This window comes from Micromonospora sp. RL09-050-HVF-A, from assembly GCF_019374995.1.
GTDB classification, from domain to species: Bacteria; Actinomycetota; Actinomycetes; order Mycobacteriales; family Micromonosporaceae; genus Micromonospora; species Micromonospora antibiotica.
On sequence record NZ_JAGKQP010000002.1, the window covers coordinates 644,576 to 664,439 of the forward strand.

Here is a 19,864-nt window from a genome sequence, read left to right on the forward strand (position 1 = left end):
ATGGCGATGACGCCCCGCGACCGGCGGCTGGACACCGAGTACACCGACATGCGGCAGTTGGTCAGGGCCAGCTCGATGGTGACCTTCACCGCGCACGGGCTTCCACCGACCCGGTACGACGTGGTGCTCACCTGCCGTGGCCTGGTGTTCAACCAGGAGGAGCTGGGCCTGTCGTCGCACCACGAGTTCACCCTCACCCTGGGCGGCAGCTTCCCGCTGCTGCCCCCGGAGATCGTGTGGAAGACACCGATCTTCCACCCGAACATCCGGCCGCCCCGGGTCTGCACCGGCGACATCTGGTACCCCGGCATGTCCGTGGCCGAACTCTGCGTCCAGTTGTGCGAGTTGGTCCAGTACAAGTCGTTCAACATCTACGACCCGCTGGACCGCGGCGCGGCCCGGTGGCTCGGGATCAACCTGGAGGCCGACGAACCGGTGGTGCCGATCGATCCGACACCCGTGCGTGACCTGGCCTTCGACCTCGACCTGCGACCGCGAGCGAGCCCGCCGCCGGCCGGCCCCGACCTGCCGTCGATGGAGCCGGGTCAGCCGTCGGCCGGCCCCGACCTGCCGTCGACCGGGCCGGGTCAGCCGTCGGTCGAACCCGGCCTGCCGGCGGTCGAGCCGGACTCGACCGGACGGGAAGGGGGCCCGGATGAGCAGGCCTGACGGCAAGGCCATCGCCGCCCTGTTCGCGCAGATCGGCTGGACCTGCGAGGTCGTCGACGAGAACACCGTCGTCACCGGCTACCGCTGCCCGGTGCCCGGCTACCACTACCCGCTGCTGATCGAGGTGAAGTCGACGCCGCACTGGGTCTACCTGCGCGCCCTGCTGCAACGGGAGGTCGGTCTCGCCGCCCGGGGACCCGTGCTGCGGCTGGTGTCGGAGTGGAACGTCCACAGCCGACAGGCGAAGTTCCTGCTGGTGCAGGGGTGCGTGCTCATCCAGGCCGAGGTGCCGGCGGTGCAGTGGCATGCGGGGACGTTCCAGGACCTGTTGCAGACGGTGTGCCGCCTCGGCACCTACACCGGCGTGGAGATCGCCCTCATCGCCACGGACCTGACCGTCGGCGCCCTGTTCGAGGCGGTCCATCGGCGGGCGGAGGAGACCTCCGCCCACACCCTGCTCGGCCAGCCGGAGCAGGATCTCGACTTCGACATCTCGGTGAACCGCATCCAGGAATGGTCCACACCGGCAGAAGGTGACGCATGACGAATCCGCCGCTCGAATCGATCCCGGTCATCCTGGCCACCACCATGTTGACCGAGAAGTGGGACGTCAGCCTCCCGCTCGACATTCCCGTGCAGGGGATCATCGCCAAGATCGTGGCGAACCCGGCCCTGCCCTTCCCCCAACAGGACCAGACGGGCAACGTGATCCCGTACCGGCTGATGTGGCAGGAACGCAACCGCTTCCTCGGGGTGTCCGAGACCCTGCGGTCGGCGCAGGTGGAGGCCGGCCACACCCTCATCATGACCCGGGAGGCGCGGGCGGGCGACCGGTCGGCGGGGGTGGCGACCTGATGGACGTCTCGCCGGACTTCCGCATCGAACCCGTCCGCCGCCCGCTCGCCCAGCACAACCCGGCACCGTCGAGTGAACTGTTGCGGTCCGGCCCCGCGGTCGCCCTGCACGTCGACGACACCGTACTCAGCGGCATCCGGCGGCAGTCCGCGCAGCAGGCCGGCACCGAGGTCGGCGGCATCCTGTTGGGCCGTCACTTCGTCAACGGCACCGGTTGGATCGTCACGGTCACCGACCACCTGGCGGTGCCCAGCGACAACGCCAGCGCGGTGCACTTCGAGTTCGACCAGTCGTCGATCCAGGCGATCGCCGCCCGGCTCGCCGACAGCGTCGACGAGTACATCGTCGGCTGGTACCACTCACACGTCGGCGGCAAGCCGTTCATGTCGGGGACCGACCACAAGATGCACCAGGCACACTTCAACGCGCCCTGGTACGTCTCCGCCGTGGTCGGTGCCGGCGAGTGGGGACTCCCGGTGGGCTTCTGGCGGCTCGCCGGCACCGAACTGGAGGCGCTCGACGACTACCTGGTCCGGATGACCGGCCCCGACAGCGCCGCCGAACGACACCAGCGGTTCCTGGAGGAGTGCGTCGACCGGGACGACGACGACCGGCCGAGCCGACCAGGGCCGGCCGAGTTGCTGCCCGCACTGGGCGTGACCACGGAGTCCCGGCTGGCCACGCTGCTGACCGCGGCGGCCAGCCCCCGCCGCCGGTGGGGCACCGACGCCGGCATCGACCAGTTCCGGCTCCTGGTCGAGGTGGCCCTCACGGCCGGTGCCGACCCCGGCTGCGTCGAGGAGTTGGAGGCGGTCCAGCAGCGGCTGCGACACACCCGTGGCCGCCAGGGACGGCTGCGGCTGGCCTCCACCCGGTTCAAGGAACGGATCGCCGTACACCGGGGCGAGTGCTACTCCTACACCCCGGGTGACCTGCTGATGGAGCGCTTCGACATATCCCGGCGGCTGGTCTGGCCGGTCCGGATCGAGTCGCCGCCCGTCTCGGTGCACTACGACCAGGAGGGCATGCTCTGGGTGCTGATGGCCAACCACCACGTCCTGCGGATGGAGACCTCGGCGGCCGAGGACTCGGAGCAGGGGACCCGGTTCCGGTTCCAGTTCGCCCGACTCGGGCTGCCCCCACTGGAGGGGGATCCGCTGGAGGCCGTCGGCGACCCGGAGGCGGTCTGGGTGCGTACCGCCCGGCAGTGGCACCGGCTGCCCCTCGTCCAGGAGGGCGAGCGCACGTCGCTCGGCTCCGGCACGCGGGGGGACCTGCCGTCCGCGCAGTGTCGGCTGCTGCCCCGCTGGAAGGAGTCCGGTGGGTCGACGCCGCTGCTCGGGGCCGTGCAGGACGGCCGGCTCCGGCTCTGGCGACCCGCCGAGGACGACGGGACACCGCTGGTCGACATCGCCCTCGACCCACCCTGGGACCGGTGGCCGGTGCGGGACCTGTCCCTCGGCGGCGACACCCTCTACGCCCTGTTCGACGACGACGGCGGCAACCAGATCGCCGCCTTCGACCTGCGCACGCAACGACTGACCCAGCACATCGTCAGCGTGGCCGGGCAGGAGTCGGTGGCCACCATCTGCACCGACCACCTCGGCCGGTTGCACGGTCGCATCGACCACGTCCTGTGCCGGTTCTGAGCGTGGGGACGACCGGAGGAGGTGCGGGGGAGTTGGCCACCGGCCGGCGTGGAAAGGTCGGGGGCAACTGGCCGCGGCTGCTCGACGCGGGTGAGCGGGTGGTCGTGGCCCGCGAGTTCAGTGCGGCGGTCATGCTGGCCGTGGACCCTGCGGTGTTCGTACCGGCCGCCGACCCCGGTGACACCGTCCCGGCCGGATACGGGAAACTGCTGGCCGAACTGCACACCGGCCGGTGCGGCTGGTGGCTGGCGGTGATCCGGGGCTGGGCGGCGCTCGGTCTGCCGGGCCTGGCCCACGCGCTGCTCACGCACACCGTTCACCTGGTCGGCACCGGCCTGCGGGCGGACTGGGCCGAGCTGTCCGAGCTGGCGGCGTTGGCCCAGGAGCCGGCCCTGCGTCCGTCGGAACCGGTCCCCGTGCCGGCACCGGTGGCACCGCTGGGGGTGGAGGGCCCGGAGTCGAAGCGGGAGCGGCTCGCCGCCCTCTTCGACGGTGAGGACGACCTGTCGTACGGCGAGTCGCCGGCCACCGATCCGGAGGGTGTCGAACGGCGGCTGCTGCGCGATCTGGCCGGTCCCTACCTCGCCCGGGGCGACGTCTGGTACGGCCTGGGCGAATACCGGATCATCGTCGAGCAGCTCCTGACCATCGTCGGGGACGAGGGGCTGTCCGGCTGGCTCGAGTCCGAGGTGCGCACGGAACTGGTCTGGTGCGGGCGGGCCCTGCTCCGGCTGGGTGACCCCACCACCGCGTACGCCTGCTTCTACCTGGCCAGCGCCCTCACCGACGAGGCGGCGGTGGGGCCGGGCCCGGACCCGATGCGACCGAACCGGGTGGATCCGGTCCTCGCGGCGGCCTGGCGCTACCGCCGGATGCTGGTCGAGGAACACTCCCGGCTCGGCTCCGACCGGGAGCTGCACCGGGCCTTCGCCCACGGTCTGCGCATCGGCGACTGGATGATGCAGCGGGGTCTGGAGGCCCGGCTACCCGAACTCGTGTCACTGCTCGACGGCCGGGTGTTGCGTCACCGGCTGCCCGTGGCGGCCCGCCAGTTGCGGACGGTCGGTCGGCGCAGCGGGTGGTTCCTGCCGGCCCTGCTCGCCGACGCCGAACTGCTGCGGGAGGTGCCACCGCCTGTCGTCCCGGCGTCGGCACCGACCCGGGTGGCCGTGCCCCCGGCCAGCGGGGACCCGTTCCGCCCACCGGCCCGGTTGACCGGCCACCCGGACGCCCCGCCCGGGGTGCCGCTGCGGGTCGGCCTGGCCGACCGGGGCGGCGTCGCCAGCCTGCGGATCGGCCCGGGCGTCCGCTGCCGGCTGATCGGCACCCCGGTGACCGAAGCTCGGATCGGCGCGTGGGGGAACACGCTGTCCCGGCAGGGCTGGCCGGTGGTGTGGATCCGGGAGACGCCGGTCGGTGCGGTCCCCCGGGGCTGGCACCGGCTGCGACCCCAGTCCGACGGCCAGGGGCAGGCGGGCTGGTGGCTGGAGGAACTGGACCGGGCCCCGGCGCTGCGCGACCTGCTGGCGCAGTGTCTGCTGGCCCGGTTGCCGCACTGTGCGGACCCGGCCGCCGAGGCGGTGGTCAGGGCCATCGTCTACGCCGTCGGCCTGCGTACCAGGCGTGCCTATGCCAGTGACGACGCCGACGCGTCCCGCACGCACGCCGTGGCGATGGTCTCCGAGCGCGCCGGGCTGACGTTCCACCACACCGGTGACCTGCGCCGCGCCGCCCTCCTGCTCGACCGGGCCCTGGGCGTCGTCAGCATCCTGCGGCGGGCCGTGGCGATGACGTTCCAGCGGCCGGACTTCTCCGTCGAGCCGCTCGGCTCGGCCGGCCGGGTCCTGGCCGACCTGCCCACGGACGCCGTCGAAGCACCCGTGGCGGCGACGTTGCTGCTGGGTTCGATCGTCGACACCGTCGGGGCGATCGGGTCGGTGCCGAAGGCCACCGGTGACCGGGACTGGTCCGACTTCGAGTTGGACGTGGTGCCCCGACCGGACGAGGCCCGGCTGGAGGAGCTGGCGGCGCTGGTCAGCTCCGCCCGCGAACCCGACCCGCCGCCGGAGCGGTCCGCCCCGGCGGCCGGCGGCACGCCCCCCGACGACGACAATCCCTGGATCCGTACCGGCGTCGTGCCAACCACCGGGGTGACCGGGCCGGTGTGCGTGCTGTTCACCGGTGGCCCGGGGCCGGTGCTGGACCAGCTCCAGCGGCTGTTCGCCACGGCGGAGTTCGCCCCGCACGTCCTGGTGGCCGCGACGGCGGACACCGACCCGCGGGCGATCGGCGACTGCACCGGCTACACCGAGTTGTTCGCCGGGGGACTGACGCCGGCGGCGTACGGGACGCTGGCGGTCGCCGCCGGTGTCACCGTCGCGGACGCACTGGTCGACGGCATCGGCGCGCACGGCGGCATCCGGGTGACCGCCGGTCGGGGACGGTCCCACGTCTCCCGCTGTGTCGTGTGGCCGGTCAACGGGACGCAGGGAGGTGGCTGATGGAGCCCGAGAAGGTCTGGACGTCGGCTTACCACGAGGGTGTCGACGCACTGGGCCGGGACGACCTCCGGTCGGCCCGGGAACACTTCGCCAAGGCGATCGAACTGGGCGCGGACCAGTGGGAGCCGTACTACGGCCGGGCCTGGACCCTGCTGCGGGACGGGGACGGGCAGCCCGACCCGGCGGACCTCGCGGTGGCCGAGGCGGACCTGGCCCGTGCCCTCGACGAGTTCGGCGCCGGCTCGGACGCCGCCGCGCTGCTGGGTCACCTGCAGCACCTGCGCGGCGAGCACGAGCGGGCAGTCGGTTCGCTGCTGCGTGCCATCGGGCGCAGCACCCACCGGGAACTGGTGGCGAACAGCCTGACCGACGCGTTGTCACGGCTGCTGGCCGGGTTCGAGCAGCAACCGACGGTCGAGGCGGTGGCGGCGTGCGACCGGCTCGCCGGACTCCTCGACGCCGCGCCGCTGCCCGGCGGGCTGGGCCGGTACCTGTCCGCCGAGGTGCTGGCCACCCGCGCGTACGTGCACCAGGAGCTGGGCCGGCCGGAGCAGTGCGCGACGGACCTGCGTCGGGTCCGGGCCCTGCAGCCGCGGCACCCCCGGCTGCCCGCGGAGGTGGACGCCGCCGAGCCGGGGTCGGGGTCCCGGCCGGTGACCGGCTCGACCGAACCGACGTTCGCGCAGGTCGGAGGGGCGGACGAGGTGGGTACGTTCACCGGGCGGCTACGCCAGCGGATCTTCGAGACCTACTTCGGGGACCTCGACAGCGAGGGCCTCGCCGACCGGCTGGCCCGCTACCACCAGTCACCCAGCAGGTCCATCCTGTTGTTCGGACCGTCGGGATGCGGCAAGACCTTCCTCATCCGGGCTTTCAGCGGCGAGTACCGACGTCGACACGGCCGGCCACTGCCGATCTTCCGGATGCGTCTCAACGACGTGTTGAACCGTTACGTCGGCGACGACGAGAAGCGGGTGTCGGAGATCTTCGACCAGGCGATCGACGCCCAACCGGCGATCCTGTTCGGAGACGAGATCGACTCGATCGGCATGTCCCGGGAGGGCGGTCAGGACTGGCGGGTGCAGCTCACCTCGCACCTGCTCCAGGAGATCGACCGGCTACGTGAGTCACAGGCCGCGGTGATCTTCTTCGGCTGCACGAACCGGCTCTGGGCGATGGACCTGGCACTGCTGCGCCGCTTCGACGAGATGATCCCCGTCGAGCTGCCCGACGAGCAGGTCCGGGCGAAGATCTTCCAGGTGCACCTCGACCAGCTCGACGCCGGGGTGCGTGCCGACGACATCGACGTCGTCGAGTTGGCCCGCAGGTCGCACGGGTTGGCGCCGGGTGACATCCAGAAGGTCGTCTCGGACACCGTCATGGGGGTCATCTCGTCCACCGGCCCGCAGGGGCCGACCGGGCAGCTGACCCGGCAGCAGCTGCTGGCCGCGCTGGAGACGTACCAGCAGCCGATGCACATCCGCGACTGGGTGCGGCAGTCGGTCTCCGCGCTGCGGGAGTTGGGCCACGACGACATGGCGCGCGACGTCGAGCGCACCTACGGCCACTACGTCCAGGGCGGCGTCGCCTCCCTGCTGCCCGGCACCGGCCCGGCCTGGCGTCCCGTCTCCGAGCAGGCGTGGTCGGAGGAACCGGTGGTGGACCTGACCCTGCTCCGACACCTACGGAGGTAGCGATGACCGCGCAGGACAGTGTGCGGGAACTGGTCCGGCATCTGCGGCAGTTCCGGGATGACCAGGCGTCGGCGGAGAAGCCCTTCTTCTGGCTCGGCGCCGGCTGCTCGGTGCACGACGGGGTGCCGCTCAACGCGGAGCTGCTCGCCGCCGTGCTGGGCGACGACGTCGACACGTGGGGCAGCCCCCAGTACCGGTTCGACCTGTTCTGTGACGGGCTCGGGCCGGGGGTGGCGCGGGCCGGCCTGTTCCGGCGGTACCTGGAGCGTCCGCTCACCCCGGACTCGCCGTACCGCCAGCTGGTCGGGCTGCTCACCCGCGGGTACGCGGACATGGTGGTGACCGTCAACATCGACGATCTACTGGAGCAGGCGCTCGCCGCCGCCGGGCTGCGGGAACACCACGACTACCGGGTGATCGACGTGCCGCAGTACCGGCCCGAGGCGGCGGTGCTCCAGATCACCGCACCGGGTAGCCCCCGGATCCGGATCATCAAGCTGCACGGCGGGCTGGACCTCGGGCTGAACCTGATGACCAGCCGCGAGATCATCCGGTACGAGGAGCGCATCGAGCAGCTCGTCCGGGACGTCACCAGTCGACCGGCGGTGGTCTGCGGGTACTCCTTCTTCCACCTCAACGTGTTGCAGGCGTTCAGCCGGGACCGTTCCCCGCTCTACTACGCCAACATCGCCTTCCCCGACGCCCCGATGGTGCTGTCGCTGATGGCCCAGCGCAACTACAGCCCGAGGTTCATCGACGGGAAGCTGGGCAGCTTCGCCGGCCTGATGCGGGCCGTCACGGAGCAGTTGACGTGAAGGTCTCCGAGCTGAGGGTGGCCGACCTGGCCCAACGGATGCGGGCGAACCGGGAGAGCAATGTCTCCGCGGCCCTGGTGATCGGTCTGGACGGTGGGGCGGCGCTGCTCAACCACGCCCGACCGACCCGGTTCGTCGACGCGCTGCGCGGGGACCGGGCGCCGACCAAGAATGACGACCAGAAGATCGGCGATTTCTGGGCTTTCCGCTCCTCGTCGCTGGCCCGGGACGACTTCCTGAAGCGGTACACCACACCGACCGACGCGGCGGACGGCGACCTGACGGCGATCGCCAACCTGGCCGAGCTGATGAACCAGGGCTACTTCAACGCGGTCGTGGTGACCGACCCGGCCGAATACCTCTATCGACGCATCATCGACGCCGGCTCCATCGTGCCGCGCCACATCGAGGCGGTGGGGCACAAGCCGATCATGTTCGACCTCCGCCGGCAGGGCAGCGAACGGGCCCGCCCGGTGCTGGTCGACGCGGCGGAGATGCTGATCGCCGGGCTGGAACCGACCCGGCACGACGAGCACGGCACCCAACTCCGGGACATGCGTACCGCGCTGGTGGATTTCCTCGACGACTTCGACGTCGTCTACGGGTGGGGCTGGTGCCGGCTCAACGTCCCGCTCAGCACCCTCTACCGGAAGCCCACGCCGCTGTACCTGTTGGGCCGGTACAGCCTCACCCAGCAGTCCTGGGTGGAGGCCGGCTACCACCTGGTGGTCGGTGACGAGAGCGAGGACGACGAGGACGCGACGACCGACATCCTGAACCAGTTGGCGGAGAGCCTCGGCCTGTCCGGGGCCGCCTCGTCCGCCGCTGTGCCGCCGCCCGCGTCGCCGTCGGCCGGCTGGACGGTGCTGCGGCCCGAGGCGACCCCTCCGTTGCTCACCGTCGACCAACTGGCCGGGCTGCGGGAGTCGGCGTTCGCCGGGCCCGTCACCCTGATCGGCATCGCCGGTGAACGTACCCGCCGACGGGCGGCGGAGTGGCTGCTCGCGGGGCTCGACGAGGGTCTGTCCTCAGCCGGCCTGCGCGGCGGGGCGGACCTGACCGCGATCGGCCGGTGGCTCGGCCTGCGGGCCCGGGGCGCGGACACCGTCGTCGTCGGTGAACTGTGTGACCTGTCCTCCCCGGACCCCGGGTTCTGGGTCCGACTGACGGCGGTCATCGAGTGGTGGCGAGAATCGGTCGATCCGAACGGCTCGCACATCGTCCTGTTCTGTCCGCTGGCGGTGACCGACTGGGCGCGGGCGAACTACGGCCGTGGCGACACGGTCCGGGTGGAGGCCCTGCCGGAGCAGATGTTCGTCACGGTCGACGCGGTCGTCGAATGGATCATGCGGGAGCTGGGTCCGCTGCTGGCCTGGCTCGACGAGGACTGCGTGGCCCGACTGGGCGGGGCGATCATGCAGGTCGACGCCCTGCCGGAGTCCGACCCGGACTGGTTGCACGACGCGCTCGACATCTGGCGGCAGGAGGTGGGCCTGAGCATCTCCCGGGTGGCCGCCGACGCCGGCAGGGCCCCGGCGGACGGTGCACCGGACGCCGACGTGCCGGCGGACGGGTCGACGGGCGGCCTGTCCGTGGAGGAACTCGGCCGCCTCTGGTCGGAGGTGGTACGCCGGCTGGCGGACGCGACGGAGGCGATCCAACCGGTGTTCACCGTGGACCCCGTACCCCGGCACGACGCGGCGACGACGCCCGACCCGCAGGACGGCACACCGGACTTCCAGATCGACCCACGGCCGCACCCGCCGGACGGAGCGGACCGGTGACGGGACCCCCCGGGGACCAACTGCCCCTGCTCCGGGCGCATCCCCTGCAGGTTCCACCGGCACGGGCGCTGGACGCGCTCAGGATGACGGTCAACCTGAAGGACGTCGACGTGTCCCTGAACCTGCCCGACGGGCCGCTCACCTCAGCGATGATCAAGGTGGAGGTGCCGGATCTCGACCCGGTCGAGATCTCCTACTCGGTGCAGGCCGGTTTCACCGAGGAACTGGCCCGGATCAGCAAGCAGTACGCGGGTCCCACCTCGCTGGTCGATCCCACCTCGCTGGTCGGTCCGGACGAGTCGGCGGCGAGCGATCCGACGGCGGACACCGGGTCCGCCCCGTTCGACACCGAGTCGGACGACAAGCGCCTGCAGGACATCATCACCGGGCTGTTGCGCTGGCAGCAGGCGTTGGAGGTGGCCGGCGCCCTCAGCGAGTCGGCGGACCTGCAGAGCCTCGGCAAGGCGCACCACGCCCTGGTGGAGAGCCTGCGCGTCAAGTACGTCGACCGGATGGGCAAGCTCCGGACCGAACTGCTCAACCAGCGCGACGCCGTGCCGATCCTGCGCAAGTGGTTGCAGTCGGGCAACGACGCCCTGATCAACCTGGCGATCCGGGTGGCCGGGGAGCCGGCGCTGCGTACGGCGGTGCAGGACGACCTCGCCCGGATCGCCGGGGACGAGGGGATGTCGCCGCAGACCCGTCGACGGGCCCGGGCGTATCTGCGCCGGTGGCGTCGACGGGAGATCGCCGGGACACGCCCCGAGGGAGCCGCCGAGTCGCCGGACTGACCCGGCGGGGGAGCAGCCCAGCCACCCGGCGGAGGCGACCGGCCCCGACGCGGTGCCATCGACGACCGAGACGACAGGAGGGGCGGATGGCCGGGACGGTGCGCAGGATCGGACACGACGTGCGGCGGGGACGCAATCTGGAGGCGTACGCGGTGACCCTGGTCGCCGCGGCGCTCGCCGTCGTCTCCGCCTTCGGTGACCTGGTGCCGGTGGAGGTGCTGTGGAGCGTCCTGCTCGCCGGCATCGCGCTGCTGGTGTACCGGATCACCGTCCCCGACGAGCGGGCGGGCACGTTGGACGCCTTCCTCGACGACCGGGTGGCGTTCGACGCCCGGCCGTTCCCGGACCGGCTGCGTACCGCCCAGGAGGTGTGGGTCTATGCGCCGTCGGCGGTCAACATCCTGTCGCCGGCCCACTGCGACGCACTGCGCACGTCGGTGCTCGCCCGGCCCGGTGGGGTCGTCCGGGTGGTGCTGCTGGATCCGGCGTCACCGGCGGTGGAGCAGGCCGTACGGCAGCTCGACGACGCGGTCGACTTCGCGTTGCAGCGGCTCCGGCCGTCCATCACCACCACCCGTGGCCGGTTGGCCGCGATGGCCGGTTGGCCGGTCCCCGGCGTCGTCGAGCATCGGGTGCTCGACTTCAACCCCGGGTTCAGCCTGGTGGCGATCGACCCGCAGAGCCGGCACGGCCGGGTGATCGTGGAGCTGCACGGTTTCCACAACGAGTCCACCTCGGGCCGGATGCACCTGGAGTTCCACCGGCGCGACAGCGAACGTTGGTACGCCTACTGGATCGACCAGTTCCGCCACATCTGGGCGGCGGCCCGACCGGTCGACGCCGACGGCCGGCCCGAGGACCAGCCGGGCGACTGAACGGGGCGGGCCACGACGCCCACCGCCTGTCCGGCACCGGACCCGCGCCGCCCGCCCCCCGGATCCGCCGCCGACTCCAGCCGACCGGTGCCGCCGCGTCGGATCGGTGCCGCCGCGTCGACCGGGGTGCCGCCGCGCCGGGCGGGCGGGTCAGCACGCCGGACGGGTCAGCTGGCCGGCGTGTCGGCCAGCGCGGCGGCGTGCCGGCCGGCGGCGGCCGCCGCCAGGAAGTAGGCGTGGTCGGCGTCCAGCCCACGCCCCATCGTGGACAGCCGCACCGGCAGGGCGCGCAGCGCGGCGTCCAGACCGTCGGTGTCGACCCGGACCACCCGGTGCCGGTCGGCCAGCGGGGCCAACGCGGCATCCACCCGGGTCGCCAGCTCCACCGGCAGGCCGTCCGGCACCACCAGCTCCGCCGGGGCCAGCGCCACCCGGCCGTACGCGGTGAGGCTGTGGTGCGACACCCCCTGGTGCCGGGGGCGGGCGTCGGCGTCGGAGATCCGCAGCGAACCGACCGGCCGACCGCCCAGCACGGCCACCGCGTTGACCGCCTCGCCGACGGCGACGCCGGAGAACCCCCACCGGGTGCCGGTGCCCAGGTTGCCGGGCCCCTGCGCGACGATCGCCACGTCGGCGCGGAGCACGTGCCGGGCGGCCAGCAGGCCGGTGTGCAGGGTGGCCGCCTCCAGGTCCCCGCCGAACGCCTGCCCGACGCTGACCGTGCCGACCAGTGCGTCGCGCAGCCCGTCGAGGGTGCGGGAGAACCAGGCCGGCAGGGCGCCACCGTCGGTGAGCAGGTAGGCCACCCGGGCCTGCGGGGCGTCGGCGTGGATGCCGGCGAGGATGGCCGGCAGGGCGGAGTGCAGGTCGGCCGTGACCGCCGGCATCCCGTCCAGGCTGTCGACGGTGGCGAGCAGCGAGTGGTGCGGCGACGCTTCCTCGTCGACCCCCAGCATGATCGGCTGCAACGGGGTGTACCGGGCCTTGACCAGGTGACCGGCGTCGCGGGTGTCCCCGGCCTGCGGCGGGTCGGCGGGCAGCCGGTCGGGCAGGGCGACCACCAGGGCGTACCCGCCGGTGCCGAGGCCCATCAGCAGCGCACCGGCGTTGAGCAGCACCCGGTCGCCGGGGACCGGGTCGCCGACCAGCTCCGGGTAGGCCAGCGCACGCAGGGTGGCCCCGTCGGGCAGGACGACGTCGAGTTCCACCGCACCGGCCCACCGCCGTCGTACCGCCGTGACCGTCCCGGACCGCCATCGCACCATGCCCGGCACGCTATCGCCGGCCGGCCGGGTGACCGCGTGCGGGTCCGCCGCCGCCCGGCCCGGCCCGCCGCGGTGCCGGTCGGACCGGACCCACCTCGGCCGCCGGCCCACCGGTAGGCCCGGTCACCCCGGTCACCCCGGTCGGCCCGGTCACCCCGGTCGGCCCGGTCACCCCGGTCGGCCCGGTCACGCCGGTCGGCCCGGTCGGGTCGGTCACGCCGGTCACGGCGGTTACGTCGGTCGGGCCGGTTACGTCGGTCGGTCGGGCCGCCCGGGGGCGTCGCGGGCGTCGGTTGCCGGGTCGGGTCCGCCCCGGGTGACCCGGGCGTCGGTCACCGGGCCCTGCTCGTCCTGGGTACGCCGGGCGCGGCGGCCGGCGACACCGGGCAGCGACCGGGTGGGGTCGAGGAAGACGTACCCGATCTCCGGATAGCGGGCGGTGAGCCGTCGCTCGGCCTCGTCGGCGTCGGCCTCGATGTCGCCCCCGGTCGCGTCGTCCCGGAAGTCGACCTTGGCGGCCACCAGGATGTCCGCCGGGCCGAGCTGCATGGTCAGCAGGGTGTCGATCCGGTCCACCGTCGGCAGGCCGGCCAGCTCCCGTTCGATCTCCCGGTGCAGCCGTTCGGGCACCGCCCGGCCGACCAGCAGCGAGAGGTTGCTGCGGGCGAGGACGGTGGCGACGACGAGTAGCAGCAGGCCGATCAGGATCGAGGCGAGACCGTCCCACAGCTCGTCACCGGTCCACTCGGACAGGCCCACCCCGACGCCCGCGATGAGCAACCCGACCAGGGCGGCGCTGTCCTCCAGGAACACCGCCTTGACGGTGGTGTCGGCAGTCAGCCGCAGGAACCGGCGCGGGGTGGTCCGCCACCGGCGGGACTCGCTGCGCACCTGGCGTACCGCGCGGGTCAGCGACACCGACTCGATGACGAAGGAGACCGCCAGCACCACGTACGAGATCAGGTAGTCGCCGCTGTGTTCGTGGACCAGGATGGTCGTCACGCCGTGGGTGATGGCGAAGCCGGCCCCCGCGACGAAGGTGAACAACGCGGCGAGGAACGCCCAGACGTAGCTCTCCTTGCCGTACCCGAAGGGGTGCCGGACGTCGGCGGGCCGGGCGCCCCGGCGCAACGCCAGGTAGAGCAGCACCTCGGTGGTGGTGTCGGCGAGCGAGTGGGCGGCCTCGGAGAGCATCGCCGCCGAGCCGGAGACGACCCCGGCGACCAGTTTCGCCACCGCGATGGCGAGGTTGGCCACCCCCGCCACCACGACCGTGCCGACGCTCTCGGTCTTGACTTCACCTTCCGACATGCGGTCACCGTAAGTCTGTTGTCCCGGCTCCGCCCGGAGAGCCGGCCGGGTTCTGCCCCCGGTGATCAAGAGCGTTACGTCAAATTGATCTCTACGGATGACGCAAACCTCTTGATCACCGCAGAAGGGTGGGGTCGTGGCGGGGGATGGGGGGTTGGGTGGGGGTGGGGGTCCGGCGTGGGTGCACGGGTTTCGCGGGTGGGCTGCTAGCGTTCACCCCGTGTCGCGGAGTCGTACCGAACGCCTGGTCAACCTGGTGATCTGTCTGCTGTCCACCAGGCGGTTCCTGACCGCCGCGCAGATCGCCGCGACCGTTCCCGGCTACGAACACGATCCGGACGACGCCCGGGAGCACGAGGCGTTCCAGCGCAAGTTCGAACGGGACAAGGCGGAACTGCGCGAGCTGGGGGTGCCGCTGGAGACCGGGACGGCCAGCGTGTTCGACGCCGAGCCCGGTTACCGGATCGCCCACCGCGAGTACGCCCTGCCCGACATCCCGCTCGAACCGGACGAGGCCGCCGCGGTGGGCATCGCCGCCCGGTTGTGGCAGCACGCCGGACTGGCCGCCGCCGCCTCGTCCGGGCTGGCCAAGCTGCGCGCGGCCGGCGTCGACGTCGACCCGCAGGCCACCCTGGGCCTGGAGCCGATGGTCACCGTCGACCCGTCGTTCGCCCCGCTCACCGCCGCCGCCCGGGACCGCCGCGAGGTCACCTTCGACTACCGGGTGCCGGACCGGGACGCGCCGACCCGACGCCGGTTGCAGCCGTGGGGCGTGGTCTGCTGGCGGGGCCGCTGGTACGTCGTCGGCCACGACCGGGACCGGGCGGCGACCCGCTGCTTCCGGCTGTCCCGGGTGGTGGGCGCGGTCCGGGCCACCGGTGCGCCGGGCGGCTACGAACCACCCGCCGGCCTCGACCTGATCTCGCACGTCGCCACCTGGTCCGGGCCGGTCGAGCGGACCGGCCGGGCCACCGTGCTGGCCGCGCCCGGGCGGGCCGCCGGGCTGCGCCGGTGGGCGGTGCAGAGCGTGCCCGGCCCCGACGGCGACCACCTGGTGCTGCCCTACGCCGATCCGGAGTCGCTGGCCGGGCAGCTCGTCGGCTACGGCCCGGACGTCCGGGTCGTGGACCCTCCCGAGGTACGCGACGCGGTGATCCAACGACTCAAGGAGATCGCCGCCCGGCACGACGAGCTGGCCGTGGCCGGGGGTGCCCGATGAACCGCCCCGCCGCGCGCACCTCCGCCGACCGGCTGGCCCGGCTGCTGAACCTGGTGCCCTACCTGCTGGCCCGACCGGGCATCGAGATCGCTGAGGCCGCCGGTGACCTGGGCGTCAGCGAACGGCAGCTCCGCGAGGACCTGGAGCTGCTCTGGGTGTGCGGGCTGCCCGGTTACGGCCCGGGTGACCTGATCGACATGGCCTTCGACGGCGACCGGGTGACCATCACCTACGACGCCGGCATCGACCGGCCGCTGCGGCTCACCCCGGACGAGGCGCTGGCCCTGGTGGTGGCGCTGCGGATGCTCGCCGAGACGCCCGGGGTGGCCAACCGGGAGGCCGTCGAGCGGGCCCTCGCCAAGATCGAAAATGCGGCCGGTGACCTGGTCGGAGCCCCGGTGGCCGTCCGGCTGCCCGGCGAGAGCCAGCGGGTGCAGGAGCTGCGGGCCGCGGTGGAGCGGCACCGGGCGCTGCGGATCACCTACTACACCGCAGCCCGGGACGAGAGCACCGAGCGCGTCATCGACCCGCTGCGGATGCTGATGGTCGACGGTCGGGCCTACGTCGAGGCGTGGTGCCGCCGCGCCGAGGCGGTCCGGTTGTTCCGGGCCGACCGGATCGACGCGGTCGTCGAGCTGGACGAGCCCGCCGTGGTGCCGCCGCAGGCCCGCCCGCACGACCTGCGCCAGGGGGTGTTCCAGCCGTCCCCGGACCTGCCCCTGATCACCCTGCGCATCGGCCGGGGCGAGCGGTGGATCACCGAGTACTACCCGTGTGAGCGGGTCGAGGTCGACGGTGACCGGTGGGTGGTGTCGCTGCGGGTGACCGATCTCGGCTGGGCACGCCGCTTCGTGCTCGGGTTGGGTCCCGACGTCACCGTCCTCGCCCCGGTCGAGCTGGCTGCCCAGGTCCGTGCCCAGGCCACCGCCGCCCTGGAGGCGTACGCCACCCCGGTGCTCCCGGCCGGCCCGGCGGGTCCGCCGACCGACCGGTAGGCTTCCCGCCGTGGTGAAGTGGATCGTTCTCGCGGTGCTGCTGTTCGCGCTGGTCGTGTTGGCCATGGCGGTCCGCCCGGTGCTGGTGCGGCTGCCCCGGTTGCGCCGCGCGGCGGTGGCGTTGCAGCGTCGCCAGGCCGACGCGGAGGCGCTGCGGCACAGCGCCGAGGCGCTCCAGGAACGGGTCGAGGCGCTCCAGCGGCAGGGCGAGACGACCCAGCAGCGGCTGGAACTGATCAAGGCCAAGCGCGGCAACTGATCGACATCCGGCGCGGGAACTGATCGACACTGGTCGGTGAACCGCGCGTCCGCCGCCCACCCGGCGTCCGATTCACGCAGCTCTGCACCCGTACAGGTGGTTGACGGGACACTCAGCGGTGGTCAAGACTTCACCGGCCGGGCCGCATCAGCGGTGGCCCGGCGGGTGGCAGCAGCCCGTCTCGCACGTACGATGGGCAGCGACCCCACCCTTCGACACAGAGCGACTGGAGCTTCCCATGGGTGCCCTCAAGCCGTGGCACATCGCCGTACTCGTGGTCGTGCTGATCCTGCTCTTCGGCGCGAAGCGGCTTCCCGACGCGGCCCGCTCGCTCGGCCGTTCGTTGCGGATCATCAAGGCGGAGACCAAGAGCCTGGCCGACGACGACCGCGACCTGGCCGAGAAGGCCGACGCGCAGGCCGGCTACCAGCCGCTGCCGCCCCAGCAGCAGCCCGTGCAGCAGCAGCCGTACGCGCCGCAGCCCCAGCAGCAGTACGCCCAGCCGCAGTACGCCCCGCAGCAGGCTCCGCAGCAGCCGGTCGCCCCGCCGGTCGACCCGGTGCAGCGCGTCCGCGACAACTGACCGAAGGGCCCCACCACCGTGGCCTTCGCGCTCCGTAAACGCGGCCCCAGCACCTTCGAACGGGCCTCCGACGGTTCCATGACCCTGATGGAGCATGTCCGCGAGCTGCGGAACCGGCTGTTCCGCGCCTCGCTGGCGATCGTGGTGGGGTTCGGGCTGGGTATCTGGCTGGCCGGCCCGGTGCTGCACCTGCTGCAGCAGCCCTACTGCGACCTGCCCAAGGCCCGGCTGGCCAACGGCACCTGCAACTTCGTCCAGTTGGGGCCGGCCGACCTGTTCCTGCTCCAACTGAAGGTGGGGCTCTGGGTCGGTCTGATCGTCGCCGCCCCGGTCTGGCTCTACCAGGTCTGGGCGTTCATCGCCCCCGGCCTGCACCGGCACGAGCGGCGCTACGCGTACATCTTCACCGCGCTCGCGGCACCGTTGTTCGCCGCCGGTGCGGTGCTTGCCTACTTCGTCACCTCCAAGGGGCTGGAGTTCCTGCTCAACGTCTCCGGCGGCGGGGACATCACCACCACCCTGGACATCACCCGCTACATCTCGTTCATCACCAACCTGATCCTGCTGTTCGGGGTGGCGTTCGAGTTCCCGCTGCTGGTGCTGATGCTCAACTTCGTCGGGCTGGCCAGTGCCCGCAAGCTGCTGAGCTGGTGGCGGGTGGCGATCTTCGTGTTCTTCGCCTTCTCCGCCGTGGTGACGCCCACCCCCGACCCGTTCGGCATGACCGCGCTGGCGCTCTGCCTCTCCGCGCTCTACTTCGCCGCGGTCGGAGTGGCCTTCATCAACGACCGGCGCAAGGGCCGGGGCAAGGCGTCCTACGCGGGACTGAGCGACGACGAGGTGTCGCCGTTGGAGTTGGACGATGACCCGGTGGTGGCCACGCCGGAGCTGGAGTTGTCCGAGCCGGTGCACGCCTCCGAGCCGGTGGCCCCGCCCAAACCGATCGACCGCCGCTACGACGACATGACCTGACCGTCAGGTCATCCGCACCACCCGACGCCGCTCCCGCCCTGCCGGGAGCGGCGTCGCTCGTCCGGCCCCGGCGGGCTCAGAGCACCTGGGACAGGAAGCGGCGCAGCCGGGGGTGCTGCGGTGTCTCGAAGACCGCCTCCGGTGCGCCGGCCTCCAGCACCACCCCGTGGTCCATGAACGCGACGGTGTCGGCGACCGAGCGGGCGAAGCCCATCTCGTGGGTGACCACCACCATCGTCATGCCCCCGGCGGACAGCTCGGCCATCACCCCGAGCACCCCCTTGACCAGCTCCGGGTCGAGCGCCGAGGTGGCCTCGTCGAAGAGCATCACCTCAGGTTGCAGGGCCAGCGCCCGGGCGATGGCGACCCGCTGCTGCTGACCGCCGGAGAGGTGGGCGGGCCGGGAGTCGGCCTTGCCGGCGAGGCCGACCAGCGCCAACTGGGTCCGGGCCAGCGCGACCGCCTCGTCCTCGGGCAGCTTCTTGAGCCGGCGCAACGCCAGGGTGATGTTGCGCAGCACGGTCATGTGCGGAAACAGGTTGAACTGCTGGAAGACCATGCCGATCCGCTGCCGCAGGGCGTCCGGGTCGTCGCGCAGCACGCTGCACCCGTCGAGCAGGACGTCACCGGCGTCCGGCTCGATCAGCCGGTTGACGGTGCGCAGCAGGGTGGACTTGCCGGAACCGGACGGCCCGATGACGCAGGCCGTCGCGCCCCGGGCGACGTCCAGGTCGACGCCGCGCAGCACCCGGTTGGCCCCGAAGGCCAGGTGTACGTCGCGGACGGCGAGGCTGACCGAGGTGGTGGTCGCGGTGCCGGCGGTCATCGGGGGTCCTCCCGGGGGGTACGCGGTTGCGGTAGGGCGGTCTCGCCGGCCAGGGCCAGCCCGCCGTCGTCGTCGGGGTCGACGGTGACCGTTCGGCCCCGGCGCAACCGGCGGTCGATGGCGTTGACGGCGTGCGTCAGCGGCACGGTCAGCAGCAGGTAGCACAGGCCGGCCAGCAGCAGCGCCGACTGGTTGCCGGTGTTGGCGGCATAGTCCTGCCCGATCCGGAACAACTCCCGCTGGCTGGCCAGCAGGCCGAGGAAGTAGACCAGGCTGGAGTCCTTGATCAGCGCGATCAGCTGGTTGACCCAGGCCGGCAGCACCCGGCGTACCCCCTGCGGGACGATGACCAGGCGCATCGCCTCACCCCAGGAGAAGCCCAGCGCGCGGGCCCCCTCCAGCTGCGCCGCCTCCACGCTCTGGATGCCGGAGCGGAAGATCTCCCCGATGTACGCGGCGGCGATCAGCGACAGCGCCAGGATGCCCAGCGGGTAGGGGTTGGGACCCCACACCTGCATGCCGAGCGGGGCCAGGCCGACACCGATCAGCAGGATGGTGGCGGCGGCCGGCAGCCCCCGGAACACGTCGGTGTAGACCCGGGCCGGCCAGCGCAACCATCGGGTCCGGGAGATGCCCGCCACGGCCAGCGCCATGCCCAGCACCGAGCCGAGCAGGGCGGCGGAGACCGCCAGGATCAGCGTGTTGGGCAGCCCGACGGTCAACATCTCGGGCAGCGCCTCGCGCATGGAGTCCCAGTCGAAGAAGGTCTCCCACAGGGTGCTCAACGGATCCATCGTGTTT

At 72.6% G+C, this 19,864-nt stretch carries 19 protein-coding genes; 15 read left to right on the top strand and 4 right to left on the bottom strand.

Annotation, left to right across the window (positions count from 1 at the left end):
- The 10 genes from J7462_RS03155 (at position 1) to J7462_RS03200 (ending at position 11,633) form a co-directional block, all read left to right on the top strand.
- The gene (locus J7462_RS03155) at positions 1-669 is read left to right on the top strand and encodes a ubiquitin-conjugating enzyme E2 (protein WP_219461526.1); all 669 of its coding nucleotides are present in this window, start codon (positions 1-3) and stop codon (positions 667-669) included.
- Complete coding sequence (locus J7462_RS03160) at positions 656-1,213, top strand: hypothetical protein (protein ID WP_219461529.1); 558 nt, start codon at positions 656-658, stop codon at positions 1,211-1,213. The genes J7462_RS03155 and J7462_RS03160 overlap by 14 nt, the downstream gene beginning before the upstream one ends.
- Positions 1,210-1,524, top strand: coding sequence for a hypothetical protein (locus J7462_RS03165; protein ID WP_219461533.1), 315 nt, complete (start codon positions 1,210-1,212; stop codon positions 1,522-1,524). The genes J7462_RS03160 and J7462_RS03165 overlap by 4 nt, the downstream gene beginning before the upstream one ends.
- Positions 1,524-3,173 carry a Mov34/MPN/PAD-1 family protein gene (locus J7462_RS03170; RefSeq protein WP_219461546.1) on the top strand — a complete coding sequence of 550 codons (1,650 nt, stop codon included), beginning with the start codon at positions 1,524-1,526 and terminating at the stop codon, positions 3,171-3,173. The genes J7462_RS03165 and J7462_RS03170 overlap by 1 nt, the downstream gene beginning before the upstream one ends.
- Positions 3,174-3,175: 2 nt before the next feature.
- Positions 3,176-5,674: a hypothetical protein gene (locus tag J7462_RS03175; RefSeq protein WP_219461549.1), complete on the top strand. Its 2,499-nt coding sequence runs from the start codon at positions 3,176-3,178 to the stop codon at positions 5,672-5,674.
- Entirely contained in the window at positions 5,674-7,368 is a 1,695-nt protein-coding gene (locus J7462_RS03180; RefSeq protein ID WP_219461551.1) for an AAA family ATPase, read from the top strand. Before J7462_RS03175 ends, J7462_RS03180 begins: the two co-directional genes overlap by 1 nt.
- A 2-nt stretch (positions 7,369-7,370) precedes the next feature.
- Positions 7,371-8,183 (top strand): SIR2 family protein, encoded by an 813-nt coding sequence (locus tag J7462_RS03185; RefSeq protein ID WP_208566137.1) that lies wholly within the window; start codon positions 7,371-7,373, stop codon positions 8,181-8,183.
- Positions 8,180-9,967 (top strand): hypothetical protein, encoded by a 1,788-nt coding sequence (locus J7462_RS03190; protein ID WP_219461554.1) that lies wholly within the window; start codon positions 8,180-8,182, stop codon positions 9,965-9,967. Before J7462_RS03185 ends, J7462_RS03190 begins: the two co-directional genes overlap by 4 nt.
- Complete coding sequence (locus J7462_RS03195) at positions 9,964-10,758, top strand: hypothetical protein (RefSeq protein WP_219461557.1); 795 nt, start codon at positions 9,964-9,966, stop codon at positions 10,756-10,758. The genes J7462_RS03190 and J7462_RS03195 overlap by 4 nt, the downstream gene beginning before the upstream one ends.
- 86 nt (positions 10,759-10,844) lie before the next feature.
- Entirely contained in the window at positions 10,845-11,633 is a 789-nt protein-coding gene (locus J7462_RS03200; RefSeq protein ID WP_219461560.1) for a hypothetical protein, read from the top strand.
- 167 nt (positions 11,634-11,800) lie between these two features.
- Here the strand turns inward: J7462_RS03200 and J7462_RS03205 are convergent, their stop codons facing one another.
- Entirely contained in the window at positions 11,801-12,898 is a 1,098-nt protein-coding gene (locus tag J7462_RS03205) for a DUF3866 family protein (protein ID WP_219461565.1), read from the bottom strand.
- A 249-nt stretch (positions 12,899-13,147) separates the two neighbouring features.
- Positions 13,148-14,209, bottom strand: a complete 1,062-nt coding sequence (locus tag J7462_RS03210) for a cation diffusion facilitator family transporter (protein WP_219461569.1) — start codon at positions 14,207-14,209, stop codon at positions 13,148-13,150.
- A gap of 220 nt (positions 14,210-14,429) precedes the next feature.
- Here J7462_RS03210 and J7462_RS03215 point away from each other — a divergent pair, with 220 nt between their 5' ends.
- From J7462_RS03215 to tatC, 5 genes are all read left to right on the top strand, one after another.
- Positions 14,430-15,428, top strand: coding sequence for a YafY family protein (locus J7462_RS03215; RefSeq protein WP_219461573.1), 999 nt, complete (start codon positions 14,430-14,432; stop codon positions 15,426-15,428).
- Entirely contained in the window at positions 15,425-16,423 is a 999-nt protein-coding gene (locus J7462_RS03220) for a YafY family protein (protein ID WP_219461576.1), read from the top strand. The genes J7462_RS03215 and J7462_RS03220 overlap by 4 nt, the downstream gene beginning before the upstream one ends.
- A 10-nt stretch (positions 16,424-16,433) precedes the next feature.
- The gene (locus tag J7462_RS03225; protein WP_219461579.1) at positions 16,434-16,682 is read left to right on the top strand and encodes a hypothetical protein; all 249 of its coding nucleotides are present in this window, start codon (positions 16,434-16,436) and stop codon (positions 16,680-16,682) included.
- Between the two features lie 238 nt (positions 16,683-16,920).
- Positions 16,921-17,265 (top strand): Sec-independent protein translocase subunit TatA, encoded by a 345-nt coding sequence (tatA, locus tag J7462_RS03230; protein ID WP_208566128.1) that lies wholly within the window; start codon positions 16,921-16,923, stop codon positions 17,263-17,265.
- Between the two features lie 18 nt (positions 17,266-17,283).
- A complete protein-coding gene (gene tatC / locus J7462_RS03235; protein WP_219461582.1) occupies positions 17,284-18,237 on the top strand; it encodes a twin-arginine translocase subunit TatC in 954 nt (317 codons plus the stop codon).
- A gap of 76 nt (positions 18,238-18,313) precedes the next feature.
- Here the strand turns inward: tatC and J7462_RS03240 are convergent, their stop codons facing one another.
- On the bottom strand, positions 18,314-19,063 hold the full coding sequence (locus J7462_RS03240; RefSeq protein WP_219461586.1) for an amino acid ABC transporter ATP-binding protein: 750 nt from the start codon (positions 19,061-19,063) through the stop codon (positions 18,314-18,316).
- Positions 19,060-19,857 (bottom strand): amino acid ABC transporter permease, encoded by a 798-nt coding sequence (locus tag J7462_RS03245; protein WP_219461589.1) that lies wholly within the window; start codon positions 19,855-19,857, stop codon positions 19,060-19,062. The genes J7462_RS03240 and J7462_RS03245 overlap by 4 nt, the downstream gene beginning before the upstream one ends.
- Positions 19,858-19,864: the final 7 nt, after the last annotated feature.